Source organism: Acinetobacter sp. ANC_7503, from assembly GCF_056780035.1.
This window is the reverse complement of record NZ_JBWYJA010000005.1, coordinates 58,743-82,133: the sequence shown is the minus strand read 5'-3', so window position 1 is coordinate 82,133 and position 23,391 is coordinate 58,743. Positions and strand designations below refer to the sequence as shown.

The 23,391-nt window shown below is 36.9% G+C and carries 17 protein-coding genes; 4 read left to right on the top strand and 13 right to left on the bottom strand.

The genetic code is table 11. The annotated features are described in order from the left end of the window. Positions 1-6 precede the first annotated feature (6 nt). The gene (gene znuD, locus AC1M9M_RS07580) at positions 7-2,154 is read right to left on the bottom strand and encodes a zinc piracy TonB-dependent receptor ZnuD (RefSeq protein WP_481596039.1); all 2,148 of its coding nucleotides are present in this window, start codon (positions 2,152-2,154) and stop codon (positions 7-9) included. 180 nt (positions 2,155-2,334) lie between these two features. On the opposite strand from znuD, the gene AC1M9M_RS07575 reads away from it, so the two are divergent. The 3 genes from AC1M9M_RS07575 (at position 2,335) to AC1M9M_RS07565 (ending at position 5,360) form a co-directional block, all read left to right on the top strand. Beyond that, positions 2,335-3,105, top strand: coding sequence for a DUF4184 family protein (locus AC1M9M_RS07575; RefSeq protein WP_481596038.1), 771 nt, complete (start codon positions 2,335-2,337; stop codon positions 3,103-3,105). Positions 3,106-3,252: 147 nt separating this feature from the next. Beyond that, complete coding sequence (gene aspS, locus AC1M9M_RS07570; protein ID WP_180028273.1) at positions 3,253-5,037, top strand: aspartate--tRNA ligase; 1,785 nt, start codon at positions 3,253-3,255, stop codon at positions 5,035-5,037. 107 nt (positions 5,038-5,144) lie between these two features. Next, positions 5,145-5,360 (top strand): hypothetical protein, encoded by a 216-nt coding sequence (locus AC1M9M_RS07565; RefSeq protein WP_035265580.1) that lies wholly within the window; start codon positions 5,145-5,147, stop codon positions 5,358-5,360. Positions 5,361-5,406: 46 nt separating this feature from the next. Here the strand turns inward: AC1M9M_RS07565 and AC1M9M_RS07560 are convergent, their stop codons facing one another. Genes AC1M9M_RS07560 through AC1M9M_RS07530 form a run of 7 tightly spaced genes read right to left on the bottom strand, consistent with a single transcriptional unit; the run spans position 5,407 to position 12,428 of the window. Beyond that, a complete protein-coding gene (locus tag AC1M9M_RS07560; protein ID WP_481596037.1) occupies positions 5,407-6,636 on the bottom strand; it encodes a glycosyltransferase in 1,230 nt (409 codons plus the stop codon). Between the two features lie 44 nt (positions 6,637-6,680). Beyond that, positions 6,681-7,487, bottom strand: coding sequence for a glycosyltransferase family 32 protein (locus tag AC1M9M_RS07555; protein WP_481596036.1), 807 nt, complete (start codon positions 7,485-7,487; stop codon positions 6,681-6,683). A gap of 3 nt (positions 7,488-7,490) precedes the next feature. Then, on the bottom strand, positions 7,491-8,900 hold the full coding sequence (locus tag AC1M9M_RS07550) for a mannose-1-phosphate guanylyltransferase/mannose-6-phosphate isomerase (protein ID WP_481596035.1): 1,410 nt from the start codon (positions 8,898-8,900) through the stop codon (positions 7,491-7,493). Positions 8,901-8,935: 35 nt separating this feature from the next. Further along, entirely contained in the window at positions 8,936-9,856 is a 921-nt protein-coding gene (locus tag AC1M9M_RS07545; RefSeq protein WP_481596034.1) for a glycosyltransferase family 32 protein, read from the bottom strand. Between the two features lie 35 nt (positions 9,857-9,891). After that, complete coding sequence (locus AC1M9M_RS07540) at positions 9,892-10,653, bottom strand: glycosyltransferase family 25 protein (protein WP_035265586.1); 762 nt, start codon at positions 10,651-10,653, stop codon at positions 9,892-9,894. A gap of 3 nt (positions 10,654-10,656) precedes the next feature. Next, complete coding sequence (locus tag AC1M9M_RS07535; RefSeq protein ID WP_481596078.1) at positions 10,657-11,631, bottom strand: capsular polysaccharide biosynthesis protein; 975 nt, start codon at positions 11,629-11,631, stop codon at positions 10,657-10,659. A 26-nt stretch (positions 11,632-11,657) separates the two neighbouring features. Continuing rightward, positions 11,658-12,428, bottom strand: a complete 771-nt coding sequence (locus AC1M9M_RS07530; RefSeq protein ID WP_035265587.1) for a hypothetical protein — start codon at positions 12,426-12,428, stop codon at positions 11,658-11,660. Positions 12,429-12,596: 168 nt separating this feature from the next. Here AC1M9M_RS07530 and AC1M9M_RS07525 point away from each other — a divergent pair, with 168 nt between their 5' ends. After that, a complete protein-coding gene (locus AC1M9M_RS07525; RefSeq protein WP_481596033.1) occupies positions 12,597-13,766 on the top strand; it encodes a nucleotide sugar dehydrogenase in 1,170 nt (389 codons plus the stop codon). A 36-nt stretch (positions 13,767-13,802) separates the two neighbouring features. Here AC1M9M_RS07525 and AC1M9M_RS07520 read toward each other — a convergent pair whose 3' ends face one another. The 5 genes from AC1M9M_RS07520 to AC1M9M_RS07500 all read right to left on the bottom strand — a co-directional run bounded on the left by AC1M9M_RS07520 (position 13,803) and on the right by AC1M9M_RS07500 (position 23,364). Beyond that, positions 13,803-14,729, bottom strand: a complete 927-nt coding sequence (locus tag AC1M9M_RS07520) for a branched-chain amino acid transaminase (RefSeq protein WP_035265589.1) — start codon at positions 14,727-14,729, stop codon at positions 13,803-13,805. Between the two features lie 34 nt (positions 14,730-14,763). Further along, positions 14,764-17,505: a bifunctional [glutamate--ammonia ligase]-adenylyl-L-tyrosine phosphorylase/[glutamate--ammonia-ligase] adenylyltransferase gene (gene glnE / locus AC1M9M_RS07515; protein ID WP_481596032.1), complete on the bottom strand. Its 2,742-nt coding sequence runs from the start codon at positions 17,503-17,505 to the stop codon at positions 14,764-14,766. A gap of 64 nt (positions 17,506-17,569) precedes the next feature. Next, positions 17,570-18,850, bottom strand: a complete 1,281-nt coding sequence (locus AC1M9M_RS07510; RefSeq protein WP_180028869.1) for a sensor histidine kinase — start codon at positions 18,848-18,850, stop codon at positions 17,570-17,572. 502 nt (positions 18,851-19,352) lie between these two features. After that, on the bottom strand, positions 19,353-22,589 hold the full coding sequence (locus tag AC1M9M_RS07505) for a type I restriction endonuclease subunit R (RefSeq protein WP_481596077.1): 3,237 nt from the start codon (positions 22,587-22,589) through the stop codon (positions 19,353-19,355). A gap of 52 nt (positions 22,590-22,641) precedes the next feature. Beyond that, positions 22,642-23,364 carry a hypothetical protein gene (locus AC1M9M_RS07500; protein WP_481596031.1) on the bottom strand — a complete coding sequence of 241 codons (723 nt, stop codon included), beginning with the start codon at positions 23,362-23,364 and terminating at the stop codon, positions 22,642-22,644. Between the last annotated feature and the right edge of the window lie 27 nt (positions 23,365-23,391).

Genomic DNA, 23,391 nt, shown 5'->3' with positions numbered 1-23,391 from the left:
ATTAAATTAGAACCCGTATTCAACGCCGACGGTAAAATTACGTCCAATTTGTGGAATATTCGATAAAAATGAATTGTGCGAATAAACCTGATCATCCAACAAGTTATTTGCTTTTAAATAAACCCGATAATCGTTGCGATTGTTTAACTGCCCAGCATAAGACACACCAACATTGACCATGTTATAACCTTGGGTTTCTTTTTCAAAGTCAGCAAATTTATCTTGCGTGAATACATGATAATACTCAGCTAAACCAGACCAACCATCAGCAAAATTGGTTTCCACCTTTGTACCAAGTCGTCCAGCAGGAACACGTGGAGCATTTTCCCCCTCTATCTTGCCTCTTACATAATCACCAAACACACTCACCTTGTAAGTATCATTAATTTGATAGCCTAGCTGAGCCTCAGTTCCATAAAAACGTGCCTTATCCTGCGTATATTTAAGTCCACGTAAATTGCCTTGTTGAGCTACAGTTGCACCATAAATATAGTCTTCAAACCAATTGTGATAAACATGAACATGATAATCGAGCTGATCACCTTCATAATGGAGACCCAACTCTAGATTATTTGATGTTTCCTTATCAATATCTGGATTACCTAGCTCATATGTGTTTGTTGCAAAATGAAGACCATCTGCATATAACTCTTGAGCTAGCGGTAAACGTTGTTGATGAGACCCCACTAGAGACAACTTATAATTTGGCGCGAACTCCCAATTAGCTGCAGCTGATCCTGAAACAGCAGTCCCTGAGTAGTTCTTTTGATTGGAATCGACATCAATTTTTTGATGGTCTACACGAGCGCCCAATTCGACATGCACAGGACCAATCTGTTTATGTTCTAGTGCAAATAAACTGTACTTATTGGTTTTTGTATCCGCCATCAGAACATCATGACTATGACCATGATGTTCATGATCGTGATCACTATGATCATGGTCACCATGATCAACTTCATCATGGTCATGTCCCTCAGGCGCATTAAGTTTTATTTTTTGCTGAGATGCTTGTACACCTACAACACCCTCCCAACCTAACAACGGTATATGAACCAACTCTAAACGACCATCATAACCCTTACTTTTAAAGTTACTAATAACTTCATTTTCTTCTAGTTCATCATGCTCGTAATCGGTAAAACTTAAATGAGCTCGCAGCTTTTCAAATCCTTTTAATGGATCATTTAATTCAGTTCGCAAATCATAGCGTTCAGATTTTAAGTCAACCCATGGACCTGCAGCATTTTCGTGTTCATGGTCGTGCGCTGAATTAGGTGGTGGACAATGGAAATGATCTCCATGCAATTCACATCCATGATATTCATGACTATGACCAGGTAATCCATATTTATCTTGTCGATTACTATATGACAGCCCCACAAAACCTCGATCATGGATCCATGAGCCGCCGACATTAACTGTTTGACCTTCTGAGAAGGTATTTTCTACACGTTTAGCACTTTCACGATGAGGCTCTGTCTCACCCTCATGATGATGTTCAGTGAAGTAACCTTTGAAAGGGATATAATCATTGGCTTTATGCTTCGTGCCTTCAACACGAAGTGCAAAATTTTCACCTATAGCGGCCGTTACACCTGCACTTGCAAGTTTTTCATCACTCCCAGAGTTATAGCGGACGCCTACTTGCCCCTCTAGACCATTAGCTGGCATTTGTGTCGGTATTTTTTGATCAGTCACATTGACTAAACCACCCACAGTACCAGCTGAGTAAAGCAATGTTGAAGGTCCTCGGATAACTTCCACTTGCTTCGCCAAAATAGGATCAACCGTTACGGCATGGTCAGGAGAAAGTGTTGATACATCTGCAGTTTCAGAAGCATGCTGTAAAACTTTTACACGCGGTCCATCTTGGCCACGAATCACAGGACGACTTGCACCTGTTCCATACTGATTAGAATAAACACCCAACTCATCGGCTAACGCATCACCTATGGTTGTTGGTCTTTCAGATAATTTTTTTTGATCAATCACATGATCTGCTACAGCGAAGTCAGCAGCTGTTTGAACCAATGGATGTGCGGTAGAAGAAATTGTATCTAATTGAACATTTTTTTGTTTTTGATCAGCATGTGCTGCGGATGCTATCACTGCCAAGACGGAGGCAGTAATGATATTTTTATGAAAGTTCATACGACAAGCTCAAAATTCGAGAATTTACAATTGTTGTTATAATATAACATTTCAACCAAACTTCAATCATATTTCATTCATTTACTCCAAATTAATTACCTTCATATAATTAAACCAATGGGTTACATATCAATGTTAATCTATAAAATTCGGATAGCATTTTTTTGATATATTTCTACAATGCCCTTTACAATTTCACATGCTGTACTCGCACCAATTTTGCATAAAGCATCGAAAGGAACACTTCCTATTTCTGCTCTAGCAATTGGTTGCATGGTCCCTGACTTATTTCGTCTTTTTACAGACGAACATATCCAAATCTCACATCAATGGAGCGCATTGCTATATCCCAATTTATTGGTGGGAATGGCATTCTGTCTATTGTGGTATGCACTATTACGACCTACTTTTTTTAGATGGATTGGTATTTACAATCCCTTAAAACTCTCGAACTTTAGATCTGTCTTTCAATTCTTGGTGCTGATCAATATTTCATTAATCTTGGGTATCAGCAGTCATATCCTTTGGGATGGTTTAACTCATGTTGATTACAGAACCTTTGCTTTTCATGATCTATTAGCTAAGCAAATCAATCTTTTCGGACAACACTACCCCCTCCATCGAATTTTACAGGTCGGTACCTCTATTATTGTTTTGCCCTTTATTTTATGGTTTGCAAAACAGTATTTTTGTACTTACCGTCAACCATTCAGAGTAACTCGTTCTATCACTATTTTTGCTGTGGTATCCGTGCTAATTTCAATATTAGGTGGATTATTTGGATTTATTCATTTCAACTCTAATTACAATACAGCCATTTTAAATGACCTATATGGTTACATTGGCTTCTCAATTAATTATTTCTTTAGAGGCTTTCTATTGACGTTTGCGATTTGTGCGCTTGTTTTTCAAATCCTAGATCAATTGGAATTATTCGAAGGATCGTCTTAATTTTAAATTTGCATTAAATAATTGGGCTTTCATAATCTTCTCCTTGTGACTGTAGTCTCAAAGAGGCATAATTCACCCTTTGTATAAAGGCGTTACGCTGTTTACGTATACGCTTTCATTAACCCATATAGTTGGATTTTTAACGCTATGATGCGAACTCATTACTGCGGTTCATTAACCGAAGCTCAAATTGATCAAACCGTTACACTTTGCGGATGGGTACACCGTCGCCGTGACCACGGTGGTGTAATTTTCCTTGATATGCGTGACCGTGATGGTCTAGTTCAAGTGGTTATTGATCCTGATACACCAGAAGCTTTCGAAACAGCTGATAAAGCTCGTTCTGAATTTGTTTTAAAAATTACTGGTCGCGTTCGCCGTCGTTATGCTGGTACTGAAAATGCCAACATGGTGAGTGGTCAAATCGAAGTATTAGGTAAAGAAATTGAAGTTCTAGCAGCGTCTGAAACTCCACCATTTCCATTAAATGATGATAATACTAATATTTCAGAAGAAATTCGTTTGAAGTATCGTTTCTTGGACATTCGTCGTCCAGAAATGTTAGAGCGTTTACGTTTCCGCTCTAAATTAACAAACCTTATTCGTAACTATTTCGAAGAAAATGGATTTTTAGACGTTGAAACACCTATTTTGACACGTGCGACTCCTGAGGGTGCGCGTGACTATTTAGTTCCAAGCCGTGTATCAAATGGTAGTTTCTACGCTCTTCCGCAATCACCACAGTTGTTTAAACAATTGTTAATGGTGGGTGGTATTGATCGTTATTACCAAATTGCTAAATGTTTCCGTGACGAAGACTTACGTGCTGACCGTCAGCCTGAATTCACACAAATCGACGTTGAAACATCGTTCATGAGTGACGATGACATTATGGATTTAATGGAACGTTTAACAGTTAAGATGTTTAAAGAACTTCTTAATGTTCAATTTGATAGGTTCCCACGTATGACCTATGCAGATGCAATGCGTGACTATGCATCTGACAAGCCTGACTTACGTATTCCACTTAAACTCGTTGACGTTGCAGATTTAATGCAAGATGTAGAGTTCAAAGTATTCGCAGGTCCTGCTAAAGATCCTAAAGGTCGTATTGTTGCGCTTCGCGTACCGGGTGCAGGCTCTCTTCCACGTAGCCAAATCGACGAGTACACTAAGTTTGTAGGTATCTACGGTGCAAAAGGTTTAGCTTATATTAAAGTCAATGAGCTGGAAAAAGGCATTGAAGGCTTACAATCTCCTATCGTGAAATTCATCGAGCCAATCGTTCTTGATCTATTAAAACGTGTGGGTGCTGAAAATGGCGATATCGTATTCTTCGGTGCAGATAAAGCGAAAGTTGTAAACGATGCAATGGGTGCTTTACGTATCAAAGTCGGTCATGACATGAAGATGGCAACTTGCGAGTGGGCACCACTTTGGGTTGTTGATTTCCCAATGTTTGAAGAAACTGATGATGGCAAATGGACCTCTGTTCACCACCCATTCACGCTGCCTAAATCTAGCGTAGAAGAAGTGAAGAACAACCCAGGTGCAGCATTATCTGTAGCTTACGATATGGTGCTTAACGGTACTGAAATCGGTGGTGGTTCACTTCGTATTCACAACCTAGAAATGCAAAAAGCAATTTTTGAAGCTTTAGGTATTGGTGAAGAAGAAGCAGAAGAAAAATTCAGCTTCTTATTGAACGCTTTACGTTATGGTGCACCTCCACACGGTGGTTTAGCATTCGGTTTAGACCGTCTTGTGATGTTAATGACAGGTGGTTCTTCTATTCGTGATGTGATTGCATTCCCGAAAACGAAAACCGCGGAATGTCCTTTAACACAAGCTCCTGCACCAGTTGAATCAACTCAACTTCGTGATCTTGGTATTCGCTTACGTGAAAAACCAAAAGCTGAATCACAAGAATAACGTTTTGTTGATCTAAATAAAAACCCTGCAAGTGCAGGGTTTTTATTTCATTGAGATAAACGCTCAAAAATGGCATAATCTCAGAAAATATTTAAGAGTTCATTCATATGGCTATGCGTCCTGATGTTCGTCGTCATACAATCATTATTATTGTATTTTGCATCGTGCAATGGGCATTTATGCGTTATATCTTGAATGAACAATTATTTAACCTCACCACTTATCAGCGTATCGTGTTCTTTAGTACGAGTAGTTTTATTGCCGCATTTGGTTCAATCGCCGCACTTATTTATATGGTGATTAAAGGAAATGCAGATAAGTAATTAAACTTTCTGGCTAGTTAATCGACAAACTTAAATCACAGCATACTCACCTATCTATGTTTTTGAAATCATCTAATTCCAAAATTTGCTGAGCGAATGTTTGCCAAGATGTTGGTTTATAATTTTGTTTTATTAGTTCTTCTTTTTGCATTATGTACTCTGGCGTTTCAATTAAAAAATTAAATTTGCTGACCCACTCATTTAATTCATAGGGACTCAAATAATCAATATAATCTCCTCCAGCTTCTGGCAACGAACCTGCGCTTGAACAAAGACAATATTTTCCAAATGAAAGGCTTTCCGCTACAGGTAAACCATAACCTTCTATGAATGAAGGATATAGTGTAAACCAACAGTTTTTATATAAATTTATTAAATCACTATCAGAAATACCTTCAAGAATTATTATTTTATTTTTCACTCTCGAGTCTAGATCAAATTTATTTAAAAAGCTTTCAACTTTCCACCCCCGACGACCTACGAAGTAGACTTTTGGTAGATTTTTAACACCATTATTAATCAATTCTAAATACATATTATAAATTAGTTCATGATTTTTTCTTACTTCAATTGTTGAAACAAATAATAAATATTTTTCACTAAAAATATTATTAACTAATGAGCCAGGTTCAAGAAAATTTTCTTTACTAAATAAATCACAACCCAGTGTTACAGTTTTCATTGGTCTAATATCATAATTATTTTTTTTATAAAAACTAATAAGTTCATTCTTCGTATATTCTGAATTACAATAAAATTTATCAACCGAATTTGTAACTTGCTTCATATATTTAGTAAATAATTTTACGTTTTGATCTGGAAAAAATTGAGGGAAATTAATGGGAATCAGGTCATGGCAAAGCAACTTTAATTCTAATTTTATTTTTGATTTTATATGAGAAAAAGCTAGCATTTCACCAGAAATCATATCCTGACCGACAATAATTACAATATCATTGTTACTATATGGATAAGTGACCGATTTAAAAAAAAGTTTACATTGAATTAATCTTTTTAAAAAACTTCTTTTTAGCTTAGGATAGAAAGAAAGTTTTGAATTTAAATTAACATGATTATTTTTCAAATCATATATAATTTTTTCGATAACAATATCATTTACTTCAACAAATCCAATTGTTGGATCGTATGTACTAAATCTAATTTCCAATCCTAATTTTTTTAATTTATATGCATAGACTGTTAGTTCATACTCAGTACGTGCAATTCCACTAAATTTAGAAACCTTTAAAATATTCGACAAGTTAATCCAAATCATTTAATGCTCACTCAACAACTGTATACCAAAATTTAAAATATAATTTATATTTTGAAATTTTTGAGAATTCTCAACACTGATATATAAAAAGAAAATATAAAGTTCAATATAACACCTTTCCTAACAATTGGTTCTTTAAAATTAGCGTAATGTTTAGATAGAACTTTTGTATGAGATTTATTATTTAGAGCATTGTAAATAAAACCTAAATTTTTATCATATCGTTCAAATCTATGTGGAAAATCTTCAATTACCTCTTGAATAGCTTTAGTGTATGCTACAGGACCTGTTACAAACAAAACTCCTTTTTTACCATAACTATTTAACTTATAGTTCCAAGGTTTATAATTATCAATATTATTTACAACATGACTTATTACTTGTTTCAAAAAAGGAGACTTAGGCTCAGAAATAATAAACCACTGCTGATATTCACCATTATCCACACCTAAGTCATTTATTAAATAATCAAATAAACCAGCACCTTCATTAATCTGACCTTTTTCATTTTGCCATTGAGTAATAATGAATTGATCATCATCATGAATAACTGTATTTAAAGGATATATGCAAGTGCTCTTAATATCTAGATACACTCCACCTTCCCTATATAGGAGTAGATATCTAAAAAAATCTGCTTTAGCCGCACCATATATAGGATTAATTGCCAAGTAAGAATTTAGTATTCTTGGTTCATAATTCAACTTAATATAATTTAAAATATCATCATCTGTATAAAAGCGATACTCCCAGTCTGGATTCAATTGTTTTAAATCTGAAATGATCTTTTCAATATCAGAAGGTAGTACTTTTGTACGATAAGTTTGATGAATAATTTTAGGAATAGCCACTATCTAATTTCGTCCATATAGATCATCAAAACGCACAATATCATCTTCCCCCAAATAACTTCCTGATTGTACTTCTATCAATTCCAATGGTACTTTACCTGGATTTTCTAAAGAATGCTTTTCACCTAATGGAACATATATAGATTGATTTTCACTTAGCAGGAATGTTTCACCATTTTTATATACTTTAGCTGTACCTTTCACGACAATCCAGTGCTCTGAACGATGATAGTGTAACTGCATAGATAGTTTGTGGCCTGGCTCTACAGTAATACGCTTTACTTTATATCTATCTGATTGATCTATACAGTCATATACTCCCCAAGGTCTATGCACCACTCTATGATTTTCAACCTCATTTCTATTATTTTCCTTCAAGTAACCTACAATTTTCTTTATTTCTTGAACATTATTTTTATTTGCTATCAATAAAGCATCCTTAGTATTTACGACAATTAAATTATCTACGCCTAATAGTGAAACTAATTGAGTTTCACTATAACAATAATTATTATTACTACTGTCTATTAAAATATCTCCAACACATACATTATTATTTTTATCTTTCGGAGATATTTCCCATAATGCTGACCAAGAGCCCACATCACTCCAGCCTACATCTAAAGAGACAACAACAGCATTGTTCGTATTTTCCATAACTGCATAATCAATAGATTCAGATCGGCACTTTTCAAATATTTTTTTGTCAATCCGAATAAAATCGTCACCAAATTTAATAGCTTTAATAGATTCTAAACAAACATTATATATGTCAGACGAAAATTCGTGCAATTCCTTTAAAAATTGATCATTTGAAAAAACAAACATGCCACTATTCCATAGGTGTTTCTTATTTTTAAAGAAACCTTTAGCAACTTCTAATGTTGGTTTTTCAATAAAATTATCTACATTGTATCCACTTAGGTATTTATGACCTATTTCTATATATCCATAACCTGTTTCTGGATGTGTTGGCACAATACCAAAGGTTACTAGTTTATTTTGTACTGCTAAATCAATAGCATTGTTAATTTTGATGTGGAACTCAGCCACTTTTTCAATGATATGATCTGCCGCCAAAACCAACATAACACTTTTTTCTTTTATTTTATTTAGATACATTGCTGCAAGTGTAATTGCTGGTGCAGTATTTCTAGCTGCAGGCTCCAATATTATAATGGGCTTAATCCCAATTTCTCTCATTTGTTCAGCGACTAAAAAACGGTGCTCTTCATTACAAACGATGATTGGTTCTTCGAAATTGAGCCCCTCTAATCTTAGTATTGTACTTTGCAATAATGAAAATTTATTCTGACCAAGTTTTAAAAACTGCTTAGGAAATTGATTTCTTGAAAGTGGCCACAATCTAGTTCCACTCCCTCCAGCCATAATAATTGGTCTAACTTTACTCATTTATAATCCTCTCAAGCCCGTAATAAAAAAAACTTTTAGAAATCAATTAGTGTATTTTTTAAATATTTTTTTCTAATCAGATAATCATTTAAAATAACACGCTCTTTACCTGCCAGTTTTATCACTTTAGGCTTCTCATTAGGTGCAAAATTAATTGCTAGGTCAATTAAAATTTTTTCTTTAATCCATTGATTTGTTACTTGGTATATAAGAGCATTTTTATCACAATTAATCAGTACCATACTTACAGGATATAATCTCATTATTCTTTGGCATGCCACATATGCTACGAGATATTCTAAACGCCCAATTTCTTGAAAAATATCCCGACTATTTTCCATTTTACGAATTTGCTGGATATAATTTTTTGGCCCAATTTCAATAGCAAAATACAATTCATTAAACCAGTGTTGAAAAAATTCATTTTTAGCAGTACTAGCTATTAACCAATTTTCAAGTACTGGAAATTCAATTTGTATAGTATTTTTAGCACGATAATAAGAAAATCCTTCGACTCTCTGTTGTTGAACTAATTCATTAATCCAATCTAATTTTTCGTATGTAATAATACTTGCATCCAACCAAATACCGCCGTACTGATAAATTAAGTTAAAGCGAATTAAATCTGCACGTTGTTGAGCAGTTGCCTTTTTTACAACATCATTATTTAAATCGAATGAACAATATTCTCCGATATTATCAGGACCTAGAATATTTACTTCATAATCTAAGTGCAATTTTTGTATTTGTGCAATACACTTCTCTACTAAAGGTGGTGTTACACCTTCCCAATACAACCAAATAATCTTAGGTATTGTTTTATTAATTAGCTGAGGATTAGGGTTTAAAACTATAAGATCTGCATAATTTTCAATGTCAGATTGATAATTTTGTTTTTTTTGATGAAATTTTAATAAAAACAAATATTTATAAAATAGTTTTTTGAATATTTTCATATCAATTCCAGCAAAAATTTCCGTTAAATCTATTTTTAGTTTAAGTATTTGTGTTTTAAGGCATAATAACGATCACGCCACATGCGTTTTTGTTTTTTAAACCCATATGATGCAGATCTATTTTCTTTTTCTTTACGTAAAATTCCTTGGCTCTGGACAGTTCCTAGAATATCACTATCGATGCCAGCTGGTTTAACTAGGGGTGGCCAAACACCTAATCCCTTTCCATTTTTACTCAACCATGTCTGAAAGAAAATATCCACAGGCATATTAATAATTTGACCTGCTTGCAAAAATGCTTTTGCTCCTTCACGTGACCAAATTAAACCCAAACCACGAATTGGAAAATAATAGGCATGCCATAAACTCACTGAGTTCAAACTGATAATATCTTTTGCGAACTTTTTCTTTTTTGCAGCAATATTTACTAAATACCAATCTAAATTTTCGTGCGTATCTAAATAATGCAATATAGCTTGTAATTGCTGATGAAAATTAGCATTTATTTTCATGTCATCTTCGAGTACAACCAAGTAGTCAGCATCGGTTGTTAAGAATTTTTGTGCACAGCCATAATGACTTAAATAGCACCCTAACTCTGAACTCATCAAGCGACGCCCTAAAAGATCTTGTGCACCAAGGTCATCATATTGACTGAATTCTGTCAAAGCTTTACCACGTCCATCAAATGCAGAAAATTTTTCAAATGGCCAATTCACTGAATTTAACTGTTTTGATGCCTGTTCTAGACGTTGATCACTACCATCTAGATTAATTAAATAAGTTACAACTTTCATAATTTACTCTTGGTCTAGAAGAGACTGTGGTAAGTAGTTCTTAAATTTGGCATTTAGGGCATCAATTACTTGCTGTCTTTGATCAGCTGTAAATTGATCTAAACTCTGAACGCACCCATAAGGAATATCTGTTTGCTGTAGTGCTTGATTAAAATTATCAATACCATCTGCATTTTTCAGATACGCAATATCAACATCTGGTAATAAAATTGCTTTATGATTTTGAATACATAGATGATTACTGAGTCCTACTGGCAGTAACTGATAAAAACTTCGGAATCTTGGCGAAATCTGTTCAATTAAAAGTTGTGGATGTGCTTTAAAAAATGCAGCAAGTCGTGATTGTACTAATACATGTGGGCGATGGTGAATCTCAAAATAACGATTGAGACCTACTACATCAGCACTCAGCATTTGTGCCATTGTATATTTAGCTTTAGGTGTTTTATTTAACATCTTATTGAGCCAATCGCGCCATTTAAACTTTATTTTTAAAGCTGTGCTTGAACTCCAATGACCATATATTTTTATTTGATCATTTACAATGAAATCTTCTAAAGCAGAAGGTGAGTTAAAGAAAAAATCATCATTCAAATACAAAAAATACGGTGAAATATCAGGAATATTCCATAGCATCATTTCAATGGATAGGGAGTTAAATGTTGGTAAATAATCCTGATAACCTGCAAACAAAACTTGATGATCAATGATTCTAATCTGATCTTTTATAACTAAACCTTGTTGCTCAAACTCATCTATCCACTGAGGTTTCTGCTGATCTGTAACAATGTAAATATGCCTAGCATAAGGTACATACTTTAAAATCGAGGCAATATTATAATAAATTTCATTATTACTAGCATAGCGAGTATTCTCAATTTTAACATCGGTATCCCGAAGATAAGATTGACGTTTTTGCTGAAGCTTAACATCCTGACCATCAACCCATGCAATGACAATATCTAAGCTTTGCTGCATATTTAAATCAGTACTCATCAACAATGTTACTGCCAAGCATCCTTAATCCATTGACTTGGCAACACATAGCGGTACCATTTACCACCGCCACCATTCACAGCATCAGGTGGATTAATCTCACCATGGAAAATAATAATTTTAGCACCTTCAGGTTTTACTGGTGGCTTAAAAAACGCCATTGGGATTTTTTGTAAACAGTGATATTTATAACTTTTACACCAGCTATCTGGCCAATAGGTTTGCTTCGCATGTTTATCTACATACCATGACAAATAGGCTTGTTCATTACGGAATTTTTTTCGGATCTCATCAAAGTTCTCACGAAAATATGGTAATAATCCAGGGAAAGCGCCCAATTTAAAACGATATACTGAGCTATTACCTGTGATTCGCCATGGTCGTTTCCAGTCGTGAATAATTAAAAAATCACCTGGATAAGTGAAAAAATCATCCATGTTATCAACGATAACAACATCCAAATCTAAAAATAGCGCGTTTCCCTTTAAGCCATATAAGTCAGGCTCAAAAGTTGAAAGTTTGTTCCAACCACGCTCAGGCGCGCCTTCAGGCAATGCTAACGGTGGAATAGGAAAGCATTTAACATTTGGATCAATTCCTTCTGTACGGTCAGTGAGACAAACCATCTGGAAATCAACAGTCGTGTGTCGTTTCACCATATTGTAAAGACGATTCACATACTCAGAACCATATTTGGTTCCCCACTTCATACACAAAACAATGTTCTGTTCTTGTGCAATCTCTTCTTCTAATAAGACATTATTTTCATGTATTGACATGCCGTTTTATTCCACCTAATCAATAGCTGCATCATACCACAGAGTTAAAATATTCTTGAACGATAAGAATTCAAACTCGTCAAAATTGAAATCAAATCTTCATTAAATTGTCACGTCTTAGAAACCCTATTTTGTCAAATTAAATTTAATCTGGCTTGAACTAAAATAATGAAAATTACTATTGTCGGCACTGGGTACGTCGGTCTCTCAAATGCGATGATTTTAGCGCAACATCATGAAGTCACCGCCTTAGACATTGATCAAAATAAAGTAAATTTATTGAACAAGAAAATCTCACCTATACAAGACACAGAAATCTCTGATTTTATAAGTAATAAACTATTAAACTTTAAAGCAACAACTAATGCTGTGGATGCATATTTTCAGGCAGACTATATTCTTATTGCGACACCAACTGATTATGACCCTACAACCAATTATTTTGACACTTCAAGTGTTGAATCTGTGATCACTGAGATTTTAAGTATCAACCCATTAGCGACGATCATTATCAAATCGACAGTTCCTGTAGGTTACACCCAACAACTAAAAAGTAAATTTGAAACACAGAATATTATATTTTCACCTGAGTTTCTCAGAGAAGGAAAAGCATTGCTGGATAACTTATATCCTTCAAGAATTATAATGGGTGAAAATTCTGAACGAGCACATCAATTTGCAAACATGCTCATAGAGGGTGCTTATAAAAAAGATTGTCCAGTCTTGTTCACTGACTCCACCGAGGCAGAAGCAATCAAACTTTTTGCAAACACCTATTTAGCTATGCGTGTTGCATTCTTCAATGAACTAGATACTTACGCTCAAATATACCGATTGGACACTCGCCAAATGATCGAGGGTGTTTGTTTAGATCCTCGAATTGGTAAATTTTATAACAATCCATCATTCGGTTACGGCGGATATTGTCTTCCTAAAGATACTAAACAATTACTCGCCAACTACGACCAAGTTCCAAGCAATTTAATTCAAGCCATTGTAGATGCGAATAGTACTCGCAAAGATTTTATTGCACAGTCTATTTTGGAAAGATGCCCTAGCGTTGTTGGGATATATCGTTTGGTCATGAAAAGTGGTTCAGACAATTTTCGATCGTCAGCAATACAAGGTGTTATGCGTCGTCTCAAAGCGCAAGGAATCAAGATCATTATTTACGAACCAACGCTTTCAGAGAAAAAATTTCAAAACTCAAAAATCATCAAAACACTGGAAGAATTTAAAAAAAGAGCAGATTTAATTATTAGTAATCGTCATTGCGATGAACTGAATGATGTTGCAGATAAAGTGTATACCAGAGATATTTTTGGTAAAGATGATTAAAAAAGGACTCAATTGAGTCCTTTTTCAAAACCTTAATTATTTCACATATGTTAACCAGTGAGCATATTTAGGGTCTTTACCTTGTACGGCATCGAAGTATGCTTTTTGGATTTGTGTTGTGATTGGACCACGAACACCTTCACCGATTTGACGATCATCATATTCACGGATTGGCGTTACTTCTGCCGCTGTACCTGTAAAAAATGCCTCATCAGCGATATAGAATTCATCACGTGTGATACGGCGCTCTACAACGTCATATCCAAGGTCTTTCGCAATCGTAATAATGGTTTGACGAGTAATACCATCAAGAGCACCACCAGCGATATCAGGGGTATGAATCACACCATCACGCACTAAGAATACATTTTCACCAGAGCCTTGGCATACATAACCTTGTGGATCAAGTAACATTGCTTCGTCATAACCTGAGTGCGCAACTTCTTGGTGTGCCAAAATAGACAGCGTATAGTTTCCTGATGCTTTCGCCTTACACATCGTCACGTTAGGGTGATGATGTGTAAAAGAAGAAGTTTTTACACGAATACCCTTCGCCATTGCTTCTTCACCAAGGTAAGCACCCCAGCTCCACGCAGCAACCACTGCATGAATTGTATTATCCGTCGCTGCAATACCTAGCTTTTCCGAACCAATAAAGATAATTGGACGTAAATAGCAAGAAGCCAATTTATTTTCACGCACCACATCAATTTGAGCTTGTTCTAACGCCGCCTGATCAAACGGAACTTTCATCTGATAAATTTTGGCAGAGTTTAAAAGACGTTTGGTGTGTTCTTTTAAACGGAAAATTGCCGTTCCATTCGGAGTTTCGTAGGCACGGACACCCTCAAACACACCCATACTGTAGTGTAAAGTGTGTGTTAAGACGTGAGTTTTTGCTTCACGCCAATCAACTAATTGTCCATCTTGCCAAATAAAACCATCACGATCAGCCAAATTCATGACCTAAACTCCAAATTTTTATACACAGTCATTTCTATCCAACTACTGATGCAGTTGGATCTATTAATCTTTGCCATAGCTTGCAAACGACCTTACGGGTATCGAGCCAATTCGCAGCACTCACTTGCATGGATTGATTTGCAAGGGCTAAACGATGACTCTCGGCACGTTCACGGAGATAAGCTTGAATCAATGCTGTCGCATCGGCGCTGGATAAGCAGCCAGTTTTTGCGGCATCCTCAAGGATTCGTACATTGTCGGAGTAATGGGCGAGATCAGGATTCGTCCCACTCCATGCTAATACTGCATACTGTGCCATAAATTCGATATCAACGATACCACCTGCATCCTGTTTTAAATGAAAAATTCCATCTTTTTTTTGCTCATTTGATGAGCCTAAATGGTCTTTCATTTTTTGACGCATTTTTAGCACTTCTGCTCTTACCGTTTCTTCATTTCGAGGCAAAGTTAAAATACGACAGCGTAATTCCTCAAACTTTTCTCTTAAGCTTTGCTCACCCGCTATACTACGCGCACGAACAATCGCTTGATGCTCCCAAAGCCATGCATTTTTAAGTTGGTATTGCTCAAAAGCCTTAAGGCTTGTAACGAGAAGCCCTGCTTCTCCTGAAGGACGCAATCGTGTATCAATCTCATACACTCGACCATCTAAAGTTTGGGTTGTCATCAGCGACATAAGCTTTTGCCCAACACGCATCGCAAATTCAAAACCACTAATTGGTTTCAAGCCATCTGTATCTGCCTGCTCATCCATATAGTGGATAAAGACTAAATCAAGGTCTGAACCATACCCAAGTTCAATACCGCCTAATTTCCCATACCCAATGACACTGAATGCCATATGATTTTTTGAACAACGTTGACCATCTGCATCTACTGGGTAACCATGTTTATTGGCTGTAATTTGATATGCTAAATTCAAAGTTGCTTGAACCGAAACCTCCGCAATATCGGTGAGCGCATCAGACACACGCATCAATGGACTTTCAGCCAATACATCACTTGCTGCTACAGTCAAAACATTCGATTTTTTGAATAAGCGCAATACGCGCATTTGATCTTCCACTTGATCAATTTCAATACGCAGCAGCTGCTGTCTGAGTGAATCCTCCAAATCTTGGCGTTTAGGTAACTCAAAATCCATCGATAAAAACTCATCGAGTAAAACTGGATAATGAGTTAACTCTTCACAAATCCATGGGCTTACAGTCGCCATTTTAACGAGTCGCTGTAATGCTCCTTTGCTTTCAATTAACATCACTAGATAGACTGTTCGCCGCATCACAGATTCAACCAGTGGCATCAGCCTTACCAAAGCGACTTGTGGATTATCCGATTCAAGAACAGCTTGAATCAGATGAGGCCAAAACTCTTTTAAACGATTAACTGCTTTAGCGGGTAATTTTTTGATGGCATGTCCATACCAAAATTCACGAACCAAATTTTTAGCAGACTCATCTAAAACTTCATTCAATTGCTGCTCTATTTGGCTAAAGCTTTCAACCAATGGATCTACTTCTTTTTCTTTAATTAAATGCTCAAACTGATAAGTTACTATAGCGCGCTTATCATTGAGAACATTTAAGAACGTATCCCAACTCTCAAATCCAAGTGTCTCTACGATGCGATTTCTTTGGTCAGGTTCTGTAGGCAGTGATTGAGTTTGTTGGTCGTTCAACGCTTGAATGGCATGTTCCACACGACGCAAGAATAAATAAGCATTTTCAAGCTCATCCACCACTTCAGGTTCAAGTAATCCAACAACCCCCAAATGATGTAGACTCACTAAACATTGACGGTCTTGTAGCTCAAGTTTTGAACCACCATAAATCAACTGGAAAACTTGAACGATAAACTCGACTTCACGAATACCACCTGCACCAAGTTTAATATCATCTTCAATATTTCTACGTTGAACTTCACGCTCAATCATCGCTTTCATTTCACGCATCGCTGCAAAAGCAGTGTAGTCCACATAACGGCGGAATACAAAAGGTCGAGTCATTTCCAGAAGCTCATCCCCTTCCTTTCCTCCTGTAACAATACGCGCCTTTATCCATGCATAACGCTCCCACTCACGCCCATGTTGACTGAGATACTTTTCGAGTGCCGCATGACTGATTGCAAGTGCTGAACCATCACCCCATGGTCGTAATCGCATATCCACTCGGAATACAAATCCATCTGCGGTGATATGTTCCAACAAATAAATAATTTTTTGCCCCCAAAGGATGCAAAATTGCTGAACATCAATACATTTACGACCATTGGTTTCACCTTGCTCATCGAAGGCAAATATAAGATCAATATCACTGGATAAATTAAGTTCCTGAGCCCCCAATTTACCCATTGCAATCACGATAAGGTCTTGAAGCTTACCGTTATAGCCGATCGGCTCTCCATGTTTGGCTTGCAATGGACGATAAGCGAAGCTTTTGGCTGCATCAATACTGGCATCGGCAAAGTCTGAAAGCTCACGAGTCAATGTAATAACTGAAATGAGGCGGTTCGCATCCTGCCAAATCCACCGAAACATTAAACGTGCTCGCAAAATTCGAATTTTTTGCATCCATTCTTTTTCATCCTGAATGTCAGCAAGTTCTTTTTGTACAATGTGATAGATTTGTTCAGTACTTAAAAATTTATTAAATTGATCAGATGAATAATCTTGTTCTAATAATGTTTGATGTAAATTATAAACTTGTTCCGCGTATTGACTGGCTCTAAGAGTTTTTTGCAACTGATCAGCATTCATTTGAAAAAAGCCTGAATAAATCTAAAACTCTTTTATATCAGTCCTTACGCATTTTGTGGACTATTTAGTTCACTTTTTCCAAAGATGTTTGATTACTCGTATTTGGGGTGGCAGGTAACGCTGCATGAGTGTCTGCTTCAGGTAATATGACTTTAAAAGTCGTACCTTGACCTTGTTGAGAACTGACACAAATTTCACCATGATTCAAATCAACAAATCTTTTACATAACACCAAACCTAAACCAGCACCTTTTTCACCAGATGTACCACGAATAGATACCTTCAAATCCGGTTGAAAAAGCTTCTCAATTTGCTGTGATGTCATACCTAAACCTGTATCGCGAATGGCAATTTCGACACCTTGATCGCATTTTGATGCTTCGATATAAACTTTTCCAGTTCCATCCACATGAGTAAACTTCAAAGCATTGGATACCAAGTTTTGAATCACTGATGTGATCATATTAATGTCGGCAAAGACTTTTAACTCTTGCGGCACACTTTCAATTAATTGAATATTTTTTTTCACAGCCAACGTGTTTAAAACATCAAAAACGATTTTTGTCACCTGTTTAAGCTCAAACTGAATAGGGTGATAGACAAATCTCCCGCCTTCAGCCATTGCCCAATTTAATAGGCTTTCCAATAAGTTATAAGTCGATTGAGCGGTATCATGTAGATACTCAGCGATATTCTGTACACTGTCCTCATCCAAACTTTCACGTTCATTGGCCAATACATCAGAAAAACCTAATAAGCCATGAAATGGTGCGCGTAAATCGTGTGCAATGATTTGAAAGAATTTTGTTTTACTGAAATTAAGCGCCGATTGTTGTTCATATAATTCTTTGAGTTCCGCATAATCCGAATGAAGCTCTAATATACGAATTAAGCTCATTGAAAAATCATAAACCAGTTCTAAATTTTGATCATCAAAAGGTTGGTGCTGATTATCAAATAAAATCACTTGACCAATTGAAAAATCATCATTCACTTTTAAATCAATGGCTATAATTCGCTCGTGATCAACTCCGAGTTGATGAATATGTGCTGAAAAAGATGAATAATTAGGATGATCACGACTGATCGAAGTTTGACCCGCGAAATATGGTAATAATTTTGCTTTTTTATTGGCATTAAAAGCTTTAAATCCATTTGGAGAAGAATGCCACACATATGGTTCATCATGAAAAGCTAAGATTGCTGACTCCGCATTTAAAATGCCACGCGCAAATCTTAAAAAACTCTCAAGTTGATTTTTTGGCGTTGATACACCGAGTAAAAGAGACATTTTGCAGGCACTGAGCTGATCAGCTTGATCGACATCTATAAATTCTATTTTCATGTCTACATCCTGCCATGGAGTAAAGGGGAATAATGATCGATTACATTTTATTTTTTCATTTCACAGTAAAGAAATGAAACCTTATTTCATCAAGACTAATACATTCTCAAATATTAAGAAAGTGCATTTTTGAGGACTGAATATCTAGCTAAAGCATGAGTCGTACTTTATAAAACGTAAGCGTCTAGTGAAGATCGATTGAATAAACCATAACTATTTATTATTAAAATAAAATTTATTCAATCCTTATCTTATATTATTCATCAAATCTTCATTTGAAATTTTAAAATTCCTTTATTTATTTAAAACAAATAAAAAGGCCCTCAAGTCTGAATATGCTTGAAGGCCTTTAAGTATTTGGTCCCGAGGGTCGGACTCGAACCGACACGTCATCTCTTTGATTTCATTAGCACTTTTTTATAATAACACATTCCAGGTACTCATTCAGGTACTTATTCGCCGAAATGAACTACATAAAATCAAGTGCTTACCCCCCAATTTTCTAGGCCCCATTTGCCAGCTCTTCTGCCAATTGCTCTGCCTGCTCCAAGACAGTCTCAGTCGCAAGTAAAGCCATATCAGGTGGATAGCCATACTTCTTGAGTAATCTTTTCACAATAACTCTCAGTTTCGCTCTTGCAGATTCCTTAACAGTCCAATCCAAAGTCACGTTTTTACGAATCGAATCTGTAAGCACAACTGCGAGTTCTCTTAGAATTTCCTTTTCCATTAACTCACGAGCACTATCGTTCATTGCGACTGCTGAGTAGAAAGCATATTCGTATTCAGTAAGATTGAGTTCTTCTGCAAGTTTGTCGGACTCTTGAATCGCCTTAGCTAGCTTGATGAGTTCATCAATCACTTGTGCTGCAGTGAGCACCTTATTCTGGTAACCCTTGATTGCAGAACTCAGCATGTCCATGAGCTTCTTGCCTTGGGTCACACTGCGCTGCTCTCTCACCTTGATTTCATCTCCTAGGAGCTTCTTCAATGTCTCAAGTGCAATGTTTTTATGCTTATAGCCCTTCATCTCTTGCATGAACTCATCAGAGAGAATGGAGATGTCTGGCTTCTGGATTCCTGCTGCATCAAAGATGTCTACAACTTGTTCTGTGACAAGTGCTTGGTCAATGGTTTGTTTCACCTTGGCTTCAAGCTCAGCATTACTCATACCTGAGATTTTGCCTGAACCATCGCTAAACTTGGCAAGACGTGCTTTCACTGCTTGGAAGAATGCAACCACAGGTGCTGCTTCCATCGCATGTGGGTGAGGCACAGCAAGTGCAAATGCTTGGGACATTGCTGCTACTGCTGTAAGGAATCGAGTTTTACCTTCCCCTTGGTCTACACCAAGGATATGTTCTTCTGCTTCGAGGATAATGTTGAGCTTACGAGATGTATTCGCTGTGAAGTATTCTTGATAAGTGAAGCCATGCATGATGCCATCAATGACTTCGAGCTTTTCTTGAAGAATGGTTGCAGCTTCGTCCTGTAACAATGCAGGATCACCCTTCCCACCTGCCTCAGAATAGAACGACAGAGCTTCTTTAAGGTCAGACGCAATACCAAGATAATCAACAACCAAGCCACCTATCTTGTCTTTATAGACACGGTTCACTCGTGCAATTGCTTGCATGAGGTTATGACCTTTCATTGGTTTGTCGATGTAAAGCGTGTGCATACTTGGTGCATCGAAACCAGTCAGCCACATATCACGAACAATAACGAGCTTGAGCTTATCATCATTGTCCTTCATACGATTGGCTAGAATTTGGCGTTGTTGCTTCGTTGTATGATGATCTGCAATTTTTCCACCCTCAGAGGCACTAGCAGTCATCACTACCTTAATGACTCCATCATTTAAGTCTTTGCTATGCCATTCAGGTTTAATTGCTATGATTTCATCGTAAAGATCAACAGCAATACGACGAGACATCGCTACGATCATGCCTTTACCTTGGTTAGCGTTAGCTACTAGACGTTGCTCAAAGTGCTCTACGATATCTTTAGCAATGGCTTTGATACGTTCTTTACTGCCAATCAGCCCTTCTACTCGTGCCCATTTAGCACGCTCTTTTTGAGTTTGGTTTAAGTCATCCTCACTAAACTGATCATCAAAGTCTTCGATCAGCTCTTTGCCTTCCTCACTAATGGCAATCTTGGCCAACCGGCTCTCATAGAAGATTCGAACCGTTGCACCATCTTCAACGGCCTGTGAGATGTCATAGATATCAACGTAGTTACCAAAGACAGCAGGTGTATTCACATCTGTCTTTTCAATCGGAGTTCCGGTAAAACCAAGATAAGTGGCATTTGGTAAGGCATCACGCATGTACTTAGCAAAACCATAGACGGTACGTTTACCGACGACCTTACCGTCATCATCTTTGACATCAACTTCTTTTGCATTGAAACCATACTGCGAACGATGTGCTTCGTCTGCAATCACAACAATGTTGGTTCGGTCTGAGAGCTGTTCATAGATGCTACCACCATCTTCAGGTTGGAACTTCTGAATGGTTGTGAAGATCACACCGCCTGATCCCACCTTGAGAAGCTCTTTGAGTTCTTCTCGATTATTGGCTTGTTTCGGTGTTTGTCGAAACAATTGGCTTGACGCAGCAAAAGTTCCAAACAGTTGATCATCTAGATCATTACGATCTGTGATTACAACGACTGTTGGATTATCCAAAGCCAAAACAATCTTGCCTGTGTAGAAGACCATAGACAGAGATTTACCCGAACCTTGGGTATGCCAAACCACACCTGCTTTCTTGTCACCTACAGCTTGTTGCTGAACCAATTCGAGCTTGCTTCTGCCTTGGTGTTGCATGGCAAGCTCTGCTGATTTCGAGTCCGAGTTCACTGCAGACGCACGAATAGTTGAGAGGACTGCGGCATTCACTGCATAGTACTGATGGTATGCAGCCATCTTCTTGATGGTTTTGATGGTGATCAAGCCATTGGCATCTTCTTGTTTGTTAGATTCAAACACAATGAAGTGCCTGATCATGTCTAGTAATGTCACTGGATTGAGTAAACCATTAATCAAGACCTCAAGCTGTGCCTGTGTCTTCTTGGCCTTGGTTTGACCGTTAGATGTCTTCCAAGCCATGTAGCGGCTAAAGTCAGCTGAGACCGTACCTGCTTTCGCTTCTAAGCCATCAGAGATAACATTAAATACATTGTAGGTAAACAGACTAGGGATTTGGCTTTGATAAGTCTGTATCTGCTTATATGCGCCTTCTACAGTGGCGTTCTCATCAGTGGCATTCTTAAGCTCAATAACCACTAAAGGTAAACCATTCACATAGAGGATGATGTCAGGTCGTCTTTCCCAACGGTCTTCTCGTATGGTGACTTGGTTTACAACAAGGAATTCATTGTTGCTTGGATTGTTGAAGTCAATCAGCCAAGCATATTCACCTTGGGTATTCCCATCTTTACTGACTTCGATGTTTACACCTTCAGTCAACAAGCGATGAAATGCTTGGTTGTTAGTCAGTAAATCAGGGGATGCGAGATTGGTGATTTGTTTGAGTGCTTCAATACATTTGTCTTCATTCAAGTGAGGATTGAGACGCTGTAATGCTTCTAGCACCTTAGCTTTTAAGATAACCTGCTTATAGCTTCGCAGAGGGTTGCTTCCCTTGGATTCAATATCGGGCCCATACACATAGGTATAGTCCATCCCCTCTAGTTGCTCTATCGCCATCAACTCTATGTCTGATTCGGTCATCTTAGTCACGTTGTTCCCCCCTCAAATTTTTTTCTTTTTTACTTCTAGCTATCTAGTACTTACTACATATCCCTGAGTAACACATTCCGCCAAATGATTCCCCATCACTATTTGTTCCATTATAGCTATAGGAATTATCCCCATAGTAATTGGTCGTTTGATTCCAAGAATTACCATCCTTGTCATAGCCGTTAGTCGTTGACATATTTCCATAGGAGGTAGTGGTTTGACTCCAATTTGAACCTGTATTGGCATTACTCCCATTTACATAGGTTGTATTTCCGAGTTTGCTAACCTGGTAACTATTCCCACTTTGTGTATCATAACAACTGTAAAGTGAACTCCCTCCTACACAGTTGCTAAGACCGCCATAGGATGGCTTGGATGTAGTGGATGAATTGCTATAAGATGTATACGAGCTATTATTTTCCATTTGATTAGCATAAGAGGAAGAATAGCTACTGCTATCGTCCGAACTATAATCCCTATAACTAGTGTCATAGTTACTACTCCTAGCTTGAGAGTAACCACCAAGCTCAGCAACATAGGAATATTCTGTTGAATACTCATCAGCACCTGAAGAATCCTCTGTAGTCCCATACCACTCACTAGAATCATTAACTACATATTCATCATCTTGAATCACTACCTCTTCCGTGATTACATCTTCTATCGAGACATCTTCAATTTCTATTGAGGTTTCTTCAACTTTTTTAGCACAACCAGACATTACCAAAGTTGAAAATCCTACTAATAAGGTCATTGGATACTTCATGACTCTCCTTTGAATGTAAAAAAGGTG

Bases quoted from the DNA above. Each gene is read 5' to 3' on its own strand.
- aspS (WP_180028273.1), top strand. From the start codon at position 3,253: ATGATGCGAACTCATTACTGCGGTTCATTAACCGAAGCTCAAATTGAT.
- AC1M9M_RS07520 (WP_035265589.1), bottom strand. From the start codon at position 14,729: ATGAATTTGGCTGATCGTGATGGTTTTATTTGGCAAGATGGACAATTA.
- AC1M9M_RS07535 (WP_481596078.1), bottom strand. From the start codon at position 11,631: ATGCAGCAAAGCTTAGATATTGTCATTGCATGGGTTGATGGTCAGGAT.
- AC1M9M_RS07525 (WP_481596033.1), top strand. From the start codon at position 12,597: ATGAAAATTACTATTGTCGGCACTGGGTACGTCGGTCTCTCAAATGCG.
- AC1M9M_RS07565 (WP_035265580.1), top strand. From the start codon at position 5,145: ATGGCTATGCGTCCTGATGTTCGTCGTCATACAATCATTATTATTGTA.
- glnE (WP_481596032.1), bottom strand. From the start codon at position 17,505: ATGAATGCTGATCAGTTGCAAAAAACTCTTAGAGCCAGTCAATACGCG.
- AC1M9M_RS07510 (WP_180028869.1), bottom strand. From the start codon at position 18,850: ATGAAAATAGAATTTATAGATGTCGATCAAGCTGATCAGCTCAGTGCC.
- AC1M9M_RS07545 (WP_481596034.1), bottom strand. From the start codon at position 9,856: ATGAAAATATTCAAAAAACTATTTTATAAATATTTGTTTTTATTAAAA.
- znuD (WP_481596039.1), bottom strand. From the start codon at position 2,154: ATGAACTTTCATAAAAATATCATTACTGCCTCCGTCTTGGCAGTGATA.
- AC1M9M_RS07550 (WP_481596035.1), bottom strand. From the start codon at position 8,900: ATGAGTAAAGTTAGACCAATTATTATGGCTGGAGGGAGTGGAACTAGA.
- AC1M9M_RS07500 (WP_481596031.1), bottom strand. From the start codon at position 23,364: ATGAAGTATCCAATGACCTTATTAGTAGGATTTTCAACTTTGGTAATG.
- AC1M9M_RS07575 (WP_481596038.1), top strand. From the start codon at position 2,335: ATGCCCTTTACAATTTCACATGCTGTACTCGCACCAATTTTGCATAAA.
- AC1M9M_RS07540 (WP_035265586.1), bottom strand. From the start codon at position 10,653: ATGAAAGTTGTAACTTATTTAATTAATCTAGATGGTAGTGATCAACGT.
- AC1M9M_RS07530 (WP_035265587.1), bottom strand. From the start codon at position 12,428: ATGTCAATACATGAAAATAATGTCTTATTAGAAGAAGAGATTGCACAA.
- AC1M9M_RS07505 (WP_481596077.1), bottom strand. From the start codon at position 22,589: ATGACCGAATCAGACATAGAGTTGATGGCGATAGAGCAACTAGAGGGG.
- AC1M9M_RS07560 (WP_481596037.1), bottom strand. From the start codon at position 6,636: ATGATTTGGATTAACTTGTCGAATATTTTAAAGGTTTCTAAATTTAGT.